Annotated in this window: 13 protein-coding genes; 6 read left to right on the top strand and 7 right to left on the bottom strand. The window is 67.8% G+C overall.

The annotated features are described in order from the left end of the window. Positions 1-3: 3 nt before the first annotated feature. Together C8P69_RS00065 and C8P69_RS00060 are read right to left on the bottom strand one after the other, a co-directional pair. Positions 4-1,626, bottom strand: a complete 1,623-nt coding sequence (locus C8P69_RS00065) for an ABC-F family ATP-binding cassette domain-containing protein (protein WP_108173828.1) — start codon at positions 1,624-1,626, stop codon at positions 4-6. 86 nt (positions 1,627-1,712) lie between these two features. Then, a complete protein-coding gene (locus C8P69_RS00060) occupies positions 1,713-2,354 on the bottom strand; it encodes a cupin domain-containing protein (RefSeq protein ID WP_108173827.1) in 642 nt (213 codons plus the stop codon). Between the two features lie 247 nt (positions 2,355-2,601). Between C8P69_RS00060 and C8P69_RS00055 the strand changes: the two genes are divergently transcribed. From C8P69_RS00055 to C8P69_RS00035, 5 genes are read left to right on the top strand one after another with little or no spacing between them, the layout of a single operon-like run. Further along, positions 2,602-4,290, top strand: a complete 1,689-nt coding sequence (locus C8P69_RS00055; protein WP_108174537.1) for a peptide ABC transporter substrate-binding protein — start codon at positions 2,602-2,604, stop codon at positions 4,288-4,290. Positions 4,291-4,317: 27 nt separating this feature from the next. After that, on the top strand, positions 4,318-5,271 hold the full coding sequence (locus C8P69_RS00050; protein ID WP_108173826.1) for an ABC transporter permease: 954 nt from the start codon (positions 4,318-4,320) through the stop codon (positions 5,269-5,271). Between the two features lie 3 nt (positions 5,272-5,274). Continuing rightward, a complete protein-coding gene (locus C8P69_RS00045; protein ID WP_108173825.1) occupies positions 5,275-6,150 on the top strand; it encodes an ABC transporter permease in 876 nt (291 codons plus the stop codon). Positions 6,151-6,168: 18 nt separating this feature from the next. Continuing rightward, positions 6,169-7,497, top strand: coding sequence for an NAD(P)/FAD-dependent oxidoreductase (locus tag C8P69_RS00040; RefSeq protein ID WP_108173824.1), 1,329 nt, complete (start codon positions 6,169-6,171; stop codon positions 7,495-7,497). Between the two features lie 11 nt (positions 7,498-7,508). Beyond that, positions 7,509-8,435 carry a 2-hydroxyacid dehydrogenase gene (locus tag C8P69_RS00035; RefSeq protein ID WP_108173823.1) on the top strand — a complete coding sequence of 309 codons (927 nt, stop codon included), beginning with the start codon at positions 7,509-7,511 and terminating at the stop codon, positions 8,433-8,435. A 4-nt stretch (positions 8,436-8,439) separates the two neighbouring features. On the opposite strand, the gene C8P69_RS00030 is transcribed toward C8P69_RS00035, so the two are convergent. The 5 genes from C8P69_RS00030 to C8P69_RS00010 form a co-directional block, all read right to left on the bottom strand. Then, the gene (locus tag C8P69_RS00030) at positions 8,440-9,843 is read right to left on the bottom strand and encodes a TRAP transporter large permease (protein WP_245901804.1); all 1,404 of its coding nucleotides are present in this window, start codon (positions 9,841-9,843) and stop codon (positions 8,440-8,442) included. Further along, positions 9,843-10,397, bottom strand: coding sequence for a TRAP transporter small permease (locus C8P69_RS00025; protein ID WP_108173822.1), 555 nt, complete (start codon positions 10,395-10,397; stop codon positions 9,843-9,845). Before C8P69_RS00025 ends, C8P69_RS00030 begins: the two co-directional genes overlap by 1 nt. Before the next feature lie 35 nt (positions 10,398-10,432). After that, positions 10,433-11,437 (bottom strand): sialic acid TRAP transporter substrate-binding protein SiaP, encoded by a 1,005-nt coding sequence (locus C8P69_RS00020; protein ID WP_108174535.1) that lies wholly within the window; start codon positions 11,435-11,437, stop codon positions 10,433-10,435. A gap of 249 nt (positions 11,438-11,686) precedes the next feature. Continuing rightward, entirely contained in the window at positions 11,687-12,607 is a 921-nt protein-coding gene (locus C8P69_RS00015) for a hypothetical protein (RefSeq protein WP_108173821.1), read from the bottom strand. Between the two features lie 121 nt (positions 12,608-12,728). After that, positions 12,729-13,610 carry a hypothetical protein gene (locus C8P69_RS00010; protein WP_108173820.1) on the bottom strand — a complete coding sequence of 294 codons (882 nt, stop codon included), beginning with the start codon at positions 13,608-13,610 and terminating at the stop codon, positions 12,729-12,731. A gap of 220 nt (positions 13,611-13,830) precedes the next feature. Between C8P69_RS00010 and C8P69_RS00005 the strand changes: the two genes are divergently transcribed. Further along, on the top strand, positions 13,831-16,263 hold a 2,433-nt coding region (locus C8P69_RS00005; RefSeq protein WP_245901802.1), incomplete at its 3' end, for a carbohydrate porin.

Below are 16,263 nucleotides of genomic sequence, written 5' to 3'. Positions count from 1 at the left end.
GCGTCAGCTCCTGAGGCCGGGGGCTTCCTGGCCGGTGCGGGCGACATATTCGAGATAGCCGCCGCCATAGACATGCGGCCCCTCGGGGGTGAGCTCCAGCACGCGGTTCGACAGCGCGGCAAGGAAGTGCCGGTCGTGCGAGACGAAGAGCATGGTGCCCTCGTAGTCGCTGAGCGCCTGGATCAGCATTTCCTTGGTGGCCATGTCGAGGTGGTTGGTCGGCTCGTCGAGGACCAGGAAGTTCGGCGGATCGTAGAGCATCCGCGCCATGACGAGGCGGGCCTTCTCGCCGCCGGAGAGGACGCGGCAGCGCTTCTCGACATCGTCGCCGGAAAAGCCGAAGCAGCCGGCAAGCGCGCGCAGCGAGCCCTGGCCCGCCTGCGGGAAGGCGTCCTCCAGCCATTGGAAGACGGTGGCCTCGCCGTCGAGCAGGTCCATGGCGTGCTGGGCGAAATAGCCGAGCTTGACGCTGGCGCCGACCTGCACCGTGCCGCGGTCCGGCTCGGTCGCGCCGGTCACGAGCTTGAGCAGCGTCGACTTGCCGGCACCGTTGACGCCCATGACGCACCAGCGCTCCTTGCGGCGGATGCCAAAGTCGAGCCCCTCGTAGATGGTGCGGCTGCCATAGCGCTTGTCGACGCCCTTGATGTTGACCACGTCCTCGCCGGAGCGGGGAGCCGGCTGGAACTCGAACATCACGGTCTGACGGCGGCGCGGCGGCTCGACGCGGTCGATCTTGTCGAGCTTCTTCACCCGGCTCTGCACCTGCGCAGCATGGGAGGCGCGGGCCTTGAAGCGCTCGATGAAGGCGATCTCCTTGGCGAGCATCGCCTGCTGGCGCTCGAACTGCGCCTGCTGCTGTTTCTCGGCGAGCGCCCGCTGCTGCTCGTAGAAGGCATAGTCGCCGGAATAGGAGGTGAGCGCGCCGCCATCGATCTCGATGATCTTGCCGACGATGCGGTTCATGAACTCGCGGTCGTGCGAGGTCATCATGAGGGCGCCCTCGAAGCCCTTGAGGAAGGATTCGAGCCAGATGAGGCTCTCGATATCGAGATGGTTGGAAGGCTCGTCGAGCAGCATGGCATCGGGGCGCATGAGCAGGATGCGGGCGAGCGCGACGCGCATCTTCCAGCCGCCGGAGAGCTTGCCGACGTCGCCGTCCATCATCTCCTGCGAGAAGCCGAGGCCGGCGAGGACCTCGCGCGCCCGGCCATCCAGCGCATAGCCATCGAGCTCCTCGAAACGGGCCTGCACCTCGCCGTAGCGGGCGATGATCTCGTCCATGCGATCGGCCTGGTCGGGATCGGCCATGGCGGTCTCGAGCGCCTTGAGCTCGGCGGCGACCTCGCTGACGGGGCCTGCGCCCTCCATCACCTCGGCGACGGCGCTGCGGCCGCCCATCTCGCCGACATCCTGGCTGAAATAGCCGATGGTGATGCCGCGATCGACGGCGACCTGGCCCTCGTCGGGCTGTTCCTGGCCGGTGATCATGCGGAACAGCGTGGTCTTGCCCGCGCCGTTCGGGCCGACGAGGCCGATCTTCTCGCCCCGCTGCAGCGCAGCCGAGGCCTCGATGAAGATGATCTGCTTGCCGTTCTGCTTGCCGATGTTTTCGAGGCGGATCATGCGCGGGAGGCTGCCGGGTCAGTTGCTGTCGCCCGGGGCCATACGCCATGCCGCGCCGCAGCGAAAGGGCAGAGGCGCCGCGCGGCTCAGCGCGGGCCGAGCGTCGTGACCCAGATCACCCGCGCCACCTGCTGGGTCGGGTTGTCGAACATGTGGGGGACGGTCGAGGGAAAGCGGAAGCTGTCGCCCGGTTCCAGCACATGGGCCTCGTGGTCGAGCCAAAGGCGCAGCTTGCCGGCCAGCACATAGCCAGCCTTCTCGCCGGTGTGGCGGACGAAGTCGCTGCCGGAGGAGCCGCCGGGGTTCAGCGTTAGCTCGTAGAACTCGATCTCGCCCTTCTCGGCAGGCGTCAGCGCCTCCTTGACCACGCCGCTGGCGGTGAGCCGAAGCAGGCGGCGGTCGTTCTTGCGGACGATGTAGCGGGCGGGCGAGACAGGCTCGTGCTCCTCGAAGAAATAGGAAATCGGCACGCCGAGCGCGATGCTGAGGAGGCGGAGCGTGCGGACCGACGGCGTCGCCAGCGCCCGTTCCACCTGGCTGATCATGCCGGAGGACAGGCCGGTGCGCTTCGCCACCTCCTGGATGGAGAGACCGGCACGCTGGCGCATGAGGCGGATGGTCTCGCCAAGGCGCTGGTCGCCGTCATCGGCGATGGCAACGGGGGGCTCGCCCAAGGCCTCGGGCCCCGGCGCGGCCCCTGCCCGCCCTGCGCTGCTGCGACCGCTCATGCGACGTCCTTCTCCCGCTCGTACCGACGGCAGGACCTGCATCCTGCCACGCTGAAATGCAGGGGTGATCTTCTGCTACGGCAGGCGTGGGCAGCGCCCCGCGGCATTGACAGCCCTGTTTAGCAGTGTTGAAGTTTGCCGACGATTATTCAAGCGCATTGAACGCCGCGGACGGGGATCCGCCGGGCGCCGGAGCTCTTCCGGCGAACGGGAGAGCCATGCCGCGCGTCACCTCAAGGGGTCGATGATGAGCGACGAGACGAACCGCGTCAAAGCAGTGCCGACCCTCGCCACCGGACCGAGCCGCCGCGTGCTGATGGTGCTGGGCGCCGGGGCCGCAGCCGGCCTCGCCGCCCCTTCCGCGCTCCTCGCGCAGGGCGCCCGTCCCGCGGGTCCCCCGGAACGGCCGCGCGGCCAGATCGTTGCCGCCCTGTCGCAGGAGCCGACGGCCTTCAACCCGCTCATGCCCGGCATCGAGGTCGACCAGGCGGTGTGGTGGCAGGTCTTCTCGACGCTATGGATCATCGATCCCGACGGCAATTTCGTCCCCGACCTCGCCCGCGAGGTGCCGACGGTCGCCAATGGCGGCCTGTCGGCCGATGGCCTCACCTGGAAGATCAAGCTGCGCAGCGACGTGAAGTGGCATGACGGCACGCCCTTCACCGCCGAGGACGTGAAGTACTCGCTGGAGCTCATCAACAACCCGAATTTCCGAGTGCGCAACCGCGTCGGCCACAGCCTCGTCAAGGACATCAAGGTGGTGGCGGCGGACGAGATCCACTGGCGGATGGAGAGCCCCTATTCGCCCTACCTGTCGATCCTCGCGCTCACCTATCTCGTGCCGAAGCACGTGATGGAGAAGGCACAGGACATCAATGCCTCGGTCATGAACACCGCGCCGATCGGCACCGGCCCCTTCCGCTGGGTGTCGCGCCAGCCGGGCGACAACATCCAGCTCGCCGCCAACACCGCCTATCACGGCAAGGGCCCCTACGTGGAGCGGCTGATCTTCAAGTACATCCCGGACCTGACGGTGCTCTACACCCAGTTCCGCACCGGCCAGGTCGACTACACCGGCATCCAGGGCATCCTGCCGAACTTCGTGCGCGAGGCGAAGACGCTGCGCGACCGCACCGTCGTTGTCTCCTCGACTTCCTCGGTCGAGCACATCGCACCGAACCTCGATTTCGGCCCGCTCGCCGACAAGGCGGTGCGCGAGGCGCTCTACATGGCCGTGAACAAGAAGGCGATCATCGACGCCCTGAACTACGGCCTGCCGACGCCGACCGAGACCTTCGTGCCGCAGGACGGCTGGGCCTTCCAGAAGGGCCTGCCCGCCCATGTCTTCGACCCGGCCAAGGCCAATGCGCTGCTGGATGCCGCCGGCTGGGCGCGCGGCTCGGATGGCGTGCGCGCCAAGGGCGGCGTGAAGCTGGAATTCACCAACTCGACCACCTCCGGCAACGCCGTGCGCGAGCAGACGCAGCAGCTCCTCATGCAGGACTGGCGCGCCATCGGCGCGGCGATGCGTATCCAGAACATGCCGCCGGCCGTCATGTGGGGCGAGTTCTGGCAGCAGTCGAAGTACAATTCCGCGCTGGTCTCGGTGAACTTCATGCTGGGCGCCGATCCCGACGTGACGCCGCGCTTCGGCTCTGGCGCGATCCCCGCCAAGGGCGGCCGCGGCTTCAACACCTATCAGTACCAGAACCCCGAGGCAGACAGGCTGCTTGCCCTCGGCGCCACGCAGTTCGACCTCGCCGAGCGCAAGCAGACCTATGGCGCGCTGCAGACGCTGATCCGCAACGACCTCGCCATCCTGCCGCTCTACCAGGGCGTCATCGCCGAGGGCCTCAAGGCGAACCTGCGCGGCTTCCGGCCGAACGGCAACGCCTCCACCAACACCTGGAACATCCGCGAATGGTACTGGGCGTGACGACGCGCGCCGGCGGGTCGGTCTGACATGGCGCGGTTCCTCGTCAACCGGCTGGGACAGGCGGTGCTGCTGCTCGCCATCGTCTCCATGCTCGGCTTCGCCATCCTGCATCTGGCGCCGGGCGGGCCGCTGTCGCAGTTCGCCCTGTCATCGCAGATGACGCAGGAGGACCTCGACCGCATCACCCGTCAGCTCGGCCTGGATCGGCCCCTGCCGGTCCAGTACGCCGACTGGCTGTGGCGCATGCTGCGCGGCGACTGGGGCGTGTCGTACCGTGACGGCGAGCCGGTGCTGAAGATCATCGGCGCCCATCTCGGCGCGACCTTCGAGCTCATGGCCACCGCCACCGTCATCGCCATCCTGCTGGGCTGCTGGGTGGGCATTCTCGGCGCGATCCGCCGCTACTCGATCTTCGACCAGCTGGCGACGGTCGGCGCCATGGTGGCGCTGTCCATCCCGACCTTCTGGTTCGGGCTGATCGCCATCTACCTCTTCTCGGTGCAGCTGGGCTGGCTGCCCTCGGGCAACCGCCACACGGTCGGGGAAGAAGGATCGCTCCTCGACATGATCCATCACCTCATCGCGCCCGCCCTGGTCCTGGCGCTGGTGGAGACGGCGATGTGGGGGCGTTTCATGCGCTCCTCCATGCTGGACGTCATCAACCAGGACTATATCCGCACGGCCCGCGCCAAGGGCCTACCGGAATGGCGGATCCTGTCGCAGCACGCGCTGCGCAACGCGCTGCTGCCCATGATCACCGTCGCGGGCCTGCAATTCCCGACGCTCCTCGGCGGCGCGCTGGTGACGGAGACGGTCTTCACCTGGCCGGGCATGGGCCGGCTCTTCCTCGATTCCATCGGCTACCGCGACTACCCCGTTGTGATGGGCATCCTGATGTTCTCCGCCACCATGGTGCTCATCGGCTCGCTCATCGCCGACATCCTCTACGCGGTCGTCGATCCGCGCATCCGGGTGGGCTGAACCATGACCGTCGCCGTCCTGCCCGTCGAGCACGTCACCCCGGCCCAGGCCGCCTGGCGCCGCTTCCGCCGCCATCGCCTCGCCATGGCCGGCGCGGTGGTGATCCTGGTGCTGATCCTCGGCTCGACGATCGGGCCCTTTCTCCTGCCCTTCGACGACAAGTTCATCGACATCATGCACCGCTTCGCCCCGCCGCTGACGGGCGCGCATGTGCTTGGCACGGACGAGCTCGGCCGCGACGTGCTGGCGCGCCTGATGATGGGCGGGCGGGTGTCGCTCGCCATCGGCATCGTCGCCATGCTCATCGCCATGGGGGTTGGCATCGTCATCGGCACCTTCGCCGGTTTCTATGGCGGCGTGCTGGGCGCGGCGCTGATGCGCTTCGTCGATGCGGTCCTCTGCTTCCCGGCGATCTTCCTGCTCCTGGCGCTCGCCGCGCTGATCGAGCCGGGCATCGTCGCGACCACCATCCTCATCTCGGCCACCGCCTGGATGAGCGTCGCCCGCATCGTCGAGGCGCAGATGCGCGCCCTGCGTGAGCGCGACTTCGCGGCGGCGGCGGTGGCCTTCGGCGCCTCGGACCTGCGCATCATGTTCAAGGAGCTGCTGCCCAACGCCATGGCGGCGATCGTCGTGGCGGCGACGCTCAATGTCGCCAAGGCGATCCTGCTCGAATCCTATGTGAGCTATCTCGGCTATGGCATCCAGCCGCCCGCCGCGAGCTGGGGAAACATGCTCAACAACGCGCAGATCTACATGACGAGCGCGCCCTGGCTCGCCATCGTGCCGGGCATCGCCATCACGCTGGCGGTGACCAGCTTCAACTTCCTCGGCGATGGCTTGCGCGACGCGCTCGACCCGCGCCTCGACATTCACTGAACGCATCCGGAGCCGCCGATGTCCCCGCCCCTCACCCGCATCGAGAGCGATGCCCGCCTGCCCGAGAGCGCCGACGTGGTCGTCATCGGCGGCGGCGTCATCGGCGTCTCCTCGGCCTATCAGCTCGCCCGCAAGGGCCTGTCGGTGGCCCTCGTCGAGAAGGGCCATGTCGGCTGCGAGCAGTCGAGCCGCAACTGGGGCTGGTGCCGCCAGCAGGGCCGCGCCCGCGCCGAGATCCCGCTCGCGCGCGAGAGCCTGCGCCTGTGGGAGGAAATGCAGGCGGATGCGGGCGAGGATGCCGGCTTCCGCCGCACCGGCGTGCTCTTCCTCACCAAGAACCCGGCCGAACTCGCCGCCTGGGAGAAGTGGGCGGAGATCGCCCGCGAGATGCAGGTCCACTCGACCGTGCTGACCCCGTCCGAGGTGCAGGAGCGGCTGCCGCATAACACCGACACCTGGGTCGGCGGCCTCGTGACGCCGAGCGACGGCCGTGCCGAGCCTTCCATGGCGGTGCCGGTGCTCGCCAAGGCGGCGCGCAAGCATGGCGTGACGATCCACCAGGACTGCGCCGCGCGCGGGCTCGAGACCTCGGCCGGCCGCGTCTCGGGCGTCGTGACGGAGAAGGGCACGATCCGCGCCTCCTCGGTGCTGCTCGCCGGCGGGGCCTGGTCGTCGCTGTTCTGCCGCCGCCACGGCATCGACCTGCCGATCGGCCTCGTCAACGCCACCGCCTGCCGCACGACGCCGGCGCCGGAGATCACCGATGGCGCGCTCGGCACCGATTTCTTCTGCGTCCGCCGCCGGCTCGATGGCGGCCTGACCCTGGCGCTGCGCGGCCGCGGCACGGTGGAGCTCACGCCCGACCTCATCCGCTATGCCCGCACCTTCCTGCCGACCTACCGGCAGCGGCGAAAGGGCCTGAAGATCTCCTTCGGCAAGCCCTTCCTCGACCAGCTCCTGCGCGGCACCAGCTGGCGGCTCGACCAGCCTTCGCCCTTCGAGGCCGAGCGGGTGCGCGATCCCGCGCCCGACATGACCCTGGTCGAAGAGGCTCTCGCCGCGCTGATCAAGGCCAATCCGAACCTCGAAGGCATCGGCATTGCCGAGGCCTGGGGCGGCACGATCGACACGACGCCGGACACGATCCCGGTCATCTCGGCGGTCGACACTCTGCCCGGCTTCTTTCTCGCCACCGGCTTCTCCGGCCACGGCTTCGGCATTGGCCCCGGCGCCGGCCGGCTCGCCGCCGACATCGTCACAGGCGACACGCCGCTCATCGACCCGGCCGCCTATTCGCACCAGCGCCTCGTCGACGGCCGGCCGCTCGCTCCCGTCGGCCTGTTCTGACAGGCGCCACGATGAGCTTCCTCTACAAGGCCAACCCCGTTCGCGGCGCCGAATGGGGCCGCCACTTCGCGGCTCTCGCCCCGGATATCCCCTTCTCGCTCTGGCCGGGGGATGGCGACCCGAAGGATGTGCGCTGGCTCGCCACCTGGGTGCCGCCGGAGGACATTGCCGGGACCTTCCCGAACCTCGAACTGGTCTTCTCGGTTGGCGCCGGCGTCGACCAGTTCGACCTCACTAAGATCCCCGCCCACGTCCCGCTGGTGCGGATGCTCGAGCCGAACATCGCCGAGAGCATGGTGGAATATGTCTGCCTCGCCGTGCTGGCGCTGCACCGCGACCTGCCGCTCTTCTTCGCCCAGCAGCGGCAGGAGGTGTGGAAGGAGTTCCAGATCACCACGGCGGCGCGGCGGCGGGTCGGCGTCATGGGGCTCGGCCAGTTGGGCCAGGCCGCGCTCGAGCGGCTCAAGGCCTTCGGCTTTCCGCTGGCGGGCTGGAACCGCTCGCCCCGCGCCATCCCGGGGATTGAGGTCTTCGCCGGCGTCGAGGCCCTGCCCGCCTTCCTCGCCCGCACCGACATCCTGGTCTGCCTGCTGCCGCTGATCGACGAGACCCGCGGCATCCTCAATGCCCGGCTCTTCGCGCAGCTTCCCGATGGCGCGATGCTGGTCAATGTCGGGCGCGGCGGCCACCTCGTGCAGGAAGCGCTGATCGCCGCCCTCGACAGCGGCAAGCTCGCCGCCGCCATGCTGGACGTCGCCGATCCCGAACCGCTGCCGGCGGGCCATCCGCTCTGGCGGCACGACAAGGTGATCCTCACCCCCCATGTCGCCAGCATGACCCACCCCGAAACGGCGGTGCGCTTCGTCCTCGACACCATCGCCCGCCACAGGCGCGGCGAGCCCCTGCCGGGCCTCGTCGACCGCAGCCGCGGCTACTGAAGGCTCACTTCAGCAGCGTCGGCAGCCAGAGGCTGATCGCCGGCACGTAGGTGACCAGGACGAGGCTGAGCAGAAGCGGCACCAGCCAGGGCAGGATCGCCATGGTGGTGCGTTCGAAGGACAGGTTCGCCACCCTTGCCAGCACGAAGAGCACCAGCCCCATGGGCGGGTGAAGGAGGCCGATCATCAGGTTCAGCACCATGATCAGGCCGAAATGCACGGGATCGATGCCGAGCTTGAGGACGATCGGCATGAGGATCGGCGTCAGGATGGTGATGGCGGCCGTCGGCTCGAGGAAACAGCCGACGAAGAGCATCAGGAGGTTCGCCAGCAGCAGGAACATGTGCTTGTCCTGGGTGAAGGCGAGCACCCATTCAGCGATCATCTCGGTGGTGCGCGAGACGGTGAGCATCCAGCCGAAGACCGAGGCAGCCGCGACGATGAAGAGCACCGTGGAGGTGGTCTCGACCGTCTCCAGCGAGGCTTTCAGGAACATCTTCCAGGTCAGGGTGCGATACCAGACGAGGCCGAGGAACAGCGCCCAGACGCAGGCGGCGATGGCCCCTTCCGTCGCCGTGAAGAGGCCGGAGGTCATGCCGCCGATGAGCAGGACCGGCGTCATCAGGGCGAGCACGGCCTGAAGCTTCAGCACTCGCTCGAGGACCAGCAGCAGCACGAAGCCGCCGATGATCGTCGGACGGGCCGGGGCGCCGGCCGAGATCAGCGCCCAGAGCGCCAGGGGAAAGACGATGATGACCGCAAGTTCGAGCAGGGCGCCGCCGACCTTGCGCCACTGGAAGACGATGTCGGCGCCCCAGCCGTTGCGATGGGCGTAGTAGGACACGGTCAGCATCATCAGTGCCGCCATGACCACGCCGGGGACGATGCCGGCGAGGAAGAGCTGGCCGATGGAGACGCTTGCCATCATCCCGTAGATGACGAAGGGCAGCGAGGGCGGAATGATCGGGCCAAGCGTCGCCGAGGCCGCGGTCACGCCGACGGCGAACTCGACGTCGTAGCCGTGCTCCTTCATCGCCTTGATCTCGATCGTGCCGAGGCCCGCCGCGTCGGCGACCGCCGTGCCGGACATGCCTGAGAACACCACCGATCCCACGACGTTGACGTGGCCGAGGCCGCCCTTCAGCCAGCCGACAAGGGCAAGCGCGAAGTTGTAGATGCGGTTGGTGATGCCGGCGGAGTTCATTAGGTTGCCGGCGAGGATGAAGAACGGGACGGCCAGGAGCGGGAAGGAATCGATGCCCGCGAACATGCGGTGGATGATGATGAAATCGGGCGCGATGCCCGTCATCATCACATAGACCAGGGACGAGCCGGCCATGGCGATGGCGACGGGAATCCCCGAGCCCATCATCGCGAGGAAGAGGAGCTTGAAACTGGTGGCTGTCATCAGATGATCCGCCCCTCCTCGGGGCGCTCGAGGACGGAATAGCCGCGGCGCCAGTGCAGGACGGCCAGCAGCACGGCGCGCACGGTCATCAGCGCGAAGCCGGTCATGACCACGGCGTAGACGACGCCGACGGGCACATCGACCACCGACATGGGCTGGCGGCCGATACGCTGGATGAGCTGCCAGGTGAGCCAGGTCGCGTAGCCGAGGAAGGCGATGCGGACGAGATCGACGAGGGTCGACATGACCCGCATCACCGGCTTCGGCAGCACGTGGTAGAAGAAGTCAATGTGGATGTGGCTGTTGCGCCGGACGGGCCCTGCCGCGCCCAGGAAGACGACGCAGACCAGGAGATAGCGCGCGACCTCCTCCGTCCAGGCGGCGGAGGAGTTGAGCGCGTAGCGGGTGAAGAACTGGTAGAAGACGGTGGCGCCCAGCACCCAGAAGAAGCCGGCGGCGAGATAATCCTCGAAACTGTAGGACGACAGGTCGATGGGCTCGTCCTCGACGGCGAATTCGCCGTCGGAACTCAGGACCGGTGGATCGGAGGCCATGGCATTCTCCCTGACGGCGCGGCCGTCAGTTGTCATCACTTGAGGGCGATGATCTTGTCGTAGTCGGCGCGCTGGTAGCCGAAATCCTCGGGCTTGGAGGCCGCGAGCACCGCCTGGCGGAAGCGCTCCTTGTCGACCGTGTGGATGGTCGAGGTATTGGCCTTGCGCACCTCTTCCATCAGCACCTTGTCCTGGTCGCGGATCTCCTGGCTCGCCTGCTGCGCACCCTTCTGCATGGCCTCGGCGAAGATGGTCTTGTCGGCGGCCGACAGGCGGTTCCAGAGCAGGCCCGAGACGATGGAGTTCAGCGAGTCGATGACATGGCCGGTGAGCGAGATGTGCTTCTGCACCTCGTGGAACTTGCGCGACCAGATGGTGTTGAAGGCGTTCTCCTGGGCATCGACCACGCCGGTCTGTAGGGCGAGATAGACCTCGCCGAGGGCAATGGGCGTCGGATTGGCGCCGAGCGCCTTGGGGAAGGCCATGTAGGCGGCCGAATCCGGCACGCGGATCTTCAGGCCCTTCATGTCCTCGGGCGTCAACACCGGCTTGTTGGAGGTCACCTGCCGCTCGGCGGCATAGGTCAGCGCGACGATGCGGTTCGAGGTCGCCCTCTGGTAGTCCTCGACGAAGGAGCCGTACACGTCGCTCTTGGCGTAGAGCATGACGTGGTCATAGTCGCGGAAGACGAAGGGGAAATAGGCCACACCGATGCGCTTGGCGACCTGCGCCTGGAAGCTCGCGGCGCTGATGGTCATGTCGATCGAGCCGAGCGACAGGCCCTGGTTCAGGTCGGATTCCTTGCCCAGCGTCCCCGAGGGGAAGAGCTGGATCTTGTAGCGCCCGCCGGTGCGCTGCTCGATCTCGGCGGCGGCGGTCACGGCGCCCTTGTGATGGGGCTCGCCGGGCTCATAGACATAGGCGAATTTCAGCACCTGCTGGGCCGAGGCGGTCCGCACGAAGGCCGCGGTGACGGCGCCGCCGGCAAGGAGCCCGAACGTTCTGCGGCTCAGGCGGCTCCCCGAGGCAGTGGCGGACATTGTCGTCGTCGTCGGCATAGGTCCCTCCATCGGGCCCATCCCGCAGCGATGCGCGGTAGCCCGTCAAACTCTTGCAATCACGGGTGTGCAAGCGGCGTGCCGCACCGAACCCGCCATGGAACCAAGGGTTTCGCCGCAAGGCCCACCACCCACACGCCCAACAATGCGGCGCGATGGCGGCAATGTATGCAGAGCGTATGCAACGGGAAGCGGCAGGGTCAATGCGCGGGGAACTACGGGGGTTGTCGCCTATAGCATTCCGCCGATGCGCAGGCGGAACTGCTGTCGCTCGGCATTGACGAGGTCGTAATTGCCCGTCACGCCTCCGGCGGCACGGCCCCAGAGCTGGGGCGTCCAGGCCACCGACAGGAAGACATATTGCAGCGGCCCGACCGTCCCGAACTCGTGGTAGAGGGTCGGACCGGCCAGGACCGCGTGGCCCGACCATCGACCGTAGAAGGCATTGCCGAACGACGCCGCATAGCGGGCGTTGACGCCAATGAAGGTGTTGCCGCCATGGGTCAGCCGATAGGTGGCGGCAAGGCTCAGTTCGAGGGCTGAATCGGCGACATAGCCCGGCGTCAGACGGACGCGCTCCGTGCCCGGCCCCAGGCTGAAATTGAACGCGCCATAGAGCCGGTCTCCCGACAGGGCCATGTCGATGGCGCCCTTGATCGCCACGGAATAGCGATCAGCGGAAAAGGCCGTTCCCTCCGAGAACTTCGCGTAGCGGGTCTCGATGCCGACGGAGAAGCCAGGGTCGAAGGCATGTTCCCCGCGTTCGCGGAACTGGTAGGCCACCTGCACGGCTGCGCCGTCGAAGGCGGAACGGTTGTGGTTCGGATAGCCCGGCACCGTGTTGTCGCGGATGGCGTGAAACGCATGCCAGAAGGCCACCGAGATCATCCAGCGCGGCGCGGCGAGCCAGGTCGCCTCGACCTTCGAGTTGAGCGAGGTGAAGCGCCCGTCCCGCTTGCCGTGATGGCCGACGATCTCGGTCTGGACGTCGACGGTGCAGGGGTCGGAGAGCGCCGTGCCATCCAGGAAGCCGAAGGCATCGTCGGGCTCGGCAGGGCTCGGAGGGTGCTGAACCGGCTGGCAGGTGACCGCCAGCGCCGGTGAACCGGCGAGTGCCAAAAGGAGCGCCATGGCAAGGAAGAGGCGGGGCATGGTGACAGCCGTCTCGACTTAGGGACCCAATTCCCTGGAGGGACGGTATCCGAAGGCTCCGCGGCTTCACAAGCGCAAGCGTCTCAAAGGCTCACCATTGCCGACATGGACATGGGGACGGTCAGAACCGCCGTCCCACCACGGCCAGGAACTGGTGGCGCTCGAAGTCCCTGAGGTTGAGCGGTCCGACGCCGCCGACCTCGCGGCCGGCAACCTGCGTCGTCCATGACAGGCTGATCCACCCCTTCTCGATGGGGGCGTAGAGGATCGGGCCGACATGGATCGCGTCGCCCTGGAAGCGGCCGAAGGTCGAGCCGGCATAGGCGCGCTGATAGATGACCTCGGCGCCGAGCCACAGGCTGTCGGTGATGCGCGTGGCGCCGGACAGGCTCAAGCCCGCATTCGACGTCATCTCGAAGCCGCCGCTGCCCGAGACGTAATTCCGGCCGCTGGCCATGATGATGTTGCCGGCGAAAAGCAGGCGGTCCCAGATGGGCTCGATGTCGAAGGCAAGCCTGCCCTCCAGCTGATCGGACCGGCCGCGCTCGCCCGTCGCCATGTTGCGCTGGTCGGTCGTGGCGGAGAGCTGCAAGGTCATGCCGAAGGGCGCGCGCTCCCGGTCGAGAAAGCGATAGCGGCCCTGGATGCCGAAGCCCGTGGCAAAGGCGCCCCGCGTGTCGGCCATCCCGGGCACGTTATGCGTGTTGGCCGTCAGGCCGCGCAGCGACACGGAGCCGGAGAAGTTCTCCATGACGCCGTATTTGAGCTCCAGCGTCGGGCTCGTGATGGCGAAGGAGCCGGACCGGCGGCCGAGCCGGGAGGGCAGCACGAAGTGGGGCACGAAAGCGCCGGGTTCCTCGGTATCGGCACCGACCGTCTGACCGAAGAGGTGCTCGGTGTCGACCTCGCCCGCGCGCTGGCGGGTTGGAGCCGGCGTCTCGGCAAGCGCCGGCAGGCATCCGGACCACAGGGCGAGAGCGATGAGCGGCCAGCGACGCGACACGATTACCTCCAGAGCCGCTTGCGCGACCTTCCTGCAAATGCGAATTGTTCGCAATCTAACAGCTGCGGCTCCGTTGTCCAGCGATTGGCATCCAGCACATGAGGGGTCCGTGCCGCTGTCGCATTTCTGTCGTAGTGTCTCCTGCATAGGTCGTCGTGGCCCTTGGGCTACGCCCGTTTTGCGTGACACGAGCAGGCGAATCCGTTCTCCAGGTTGACCGATGCGCCTGTTCCCTCACCTCGCGCCCGTCAGCGGCCTCAGCCTCGTTCTGGCCCTCGCGATCATTCCGCAGGCCGGTGCCGACGAGCGGCCATCGCAACCGGCTGACGGGAACGGCGTCTATGTCGGCGGATTTGCCGGCTACAGCCGTGGCTCCGTGCGGCCGGTCATCGTCGATGCCGGCATCACGGCGGTCCCGGGCACCTATGGCAATCTCACGGGCGGTCTGATCGCCGGCTACCGCAGGATGATCGGCAGCCGCTGGGTGGCCGGCGTCGAAGCGGACGTGGCCTTCCCGAACTATCTCGACAGCGACGCGATCGCCCATGGCCAGACCGTCGGCGCAAACCGCTACGTCGAGCGCATGAATGCCGTCGGCACGCTGCGCGGCCGCATCGGCTATGTGTTCGGCGACTGGACCCTGTTCGGCACGGGTGGCCTCGCCTGGTCGATCGGCCGTGTCAGCCGCACGCCCTTGGGCGCCGGCACGGCCGAAGAGCACGAGCGCCGTCGCCTCGGCTGGGCGGCCGGCGCCGGCATCGAGCGCGCCATGGGCGGCGGCTGGGCGGCGCGAGCCGAGTATCTCTACACCGATCTCGGTGCCATCGACGCCGCCTTTGCGGGCGGGGCGCGCTACCGCTCGACGCTCGGCGCCCATTATGTCCGCCTCGGCCTCACCTACCGGCCGGGCGCCGCCGGGCCGGAGGGCATCCCCAATGCCCTGCCCGACCTGCCGCGGGTCGAGGTCAAGGGGCAGACCACGCTCATCTACCAGGGCTATCCGAGCTTCTCGGCGGCCTATACGGGCCCCAACAGCTTCCTGCCGACATCGCAGATCCGCCAGACCTGGACGGGTTCGCTCTTCATCGGCGTCCGCCTGTGGGAGGGCGCGGAGCTCCACTACAGCCCCGAACTCGCCCAGGGCTTCGGCCTCGCTGGGACCTTTGGAGCCGGCGGCTACCCGAATGGCGAGGCTCAGAAGTCGTCCTTCCTCTACCCCCGCTACAACACCTCGCGGCTGTATCTGCGCCAGACCTTCGGGCTTGGCGGGCCGCGCGAGGAGCTGTCGAGCGAATGGGGCCAGATGAGCGGCAGCCGCGACATCTCCCGCGTGACGGTGCAGGTCGGCAAGTTCTCGGTGAAGGACATGTTCGACAACAATGCCTATGCCCAGGACTCGCGGACCGACTTCCTCAACTGGTCGATCTGGGCCGGTGGCGCCTTCGACTATCCGGCCGATCTCGTCGGCCTCACCTATGGTGCGGCGGCCGAGCTGAACCAGCCGAACTTCGCGCTGCGCAGCGGCTATTTCCTCATCGGGTCGACGCCCAACGCCAACCATTTCGACCGCGCCGTCTTCCGGCGCGGCGGCTATGTCGGCGAGGTCGAGCTCCGCTTCCAGATGTTCGGCCAGACCACGAAGCTGCGCCTCACGGGATTCGTGAACCATTATCTGGCGGGCAGCTATCGCGAGGCCCTGGGGCTCGTCGCCTCCAATCCGGGCCTCGATCCGACCGACGCCATCACGCAGACGCGCCGCAGCCGCGTGAAGTACGGTTACGTGGTCAATCTCGAACAGCCGATCACCGAGGACCTCGGCGTCTTCGCGCGCTGGAGCTGGAACAACGGCCGCACCGAGATCGCCGCCTTCACCGACATCGACGCCAGCTTCTCCGGTGGCCTGCAGCTGAAGGGCACCGTCTGGAACCGGCCGCAGGATCGGATCGGCCTCGGCTTCGCGATCAACCAGCTGTCGCGGGACCATCGCGATTACCTTGCGGCGGGCGGCCTCGGCATCCTCGTTGGCGACGGGCAGCTGACTTACCGCGCCGAGCGTGTCTTCGAGGCCTTCTACTCCGCCGCCCTGCCCTACAACACGACGCTGACGCTGAACTACCAGCTGCTCGTCAACCCGGCCTACAACGCCGATCGCGGCCACTGGTGTCGGTCTTGTCCTCGCGCCTGCGCGTTACCTTCTGACGCGTTCCTGCGATCTGGATGGACGCCAGCCAAGTGCGCCGTCTGTCCCGTTGGCGGCACGCCGGCAGCGCTGCACGCCGACACGGTGAGGCCTTCCCGCATCTCCCGGAAAGGCCTCTGCCAACCTGGCCCCGACCATCGGGCAACAGGCTGGCCGCATCCTGACCGCCTTGACGGTAACAGTTTGCAACGCAGCACCGAAGAGCGTATGCGGGCGACCAGCCTGTCTTCGCGAATCCGGTTCGACCGTTTGTCCCTGTCTCCCGTTCTCTGGCGCTCGGAGCCCCATGTGGCCGCGGCGGTGCTGCAGGCCTCGCTGGCAGCGCTGCTGGCGCGGCATGGCGGCCGCGTCTTCTGGGCCCTGGCGCTGACCCACGCCATCCTGTCGGTGGTCGCGCCGGCCATCGGCTTCCACACCCTGCCGCGCGACACGATCGAGGGGTTCCTCTGGGGC

Origin of the sequence: Phreatobacter oligotrophus (genome assembly GCF_003046185.1) — a bacterium.
Lineage (GTDB): Bacteria > Pseudomonadota > Alphaproteobacteria > Rhizobiales > Phreatobacteraceae > Phreatobacter > Phreatobacter oligotrophus.
The sequence above is the reverse complement of the archived record's forward strand: the minus strand, read 5'-3'. Positions and strand labels throughout refer to the sequence as shown.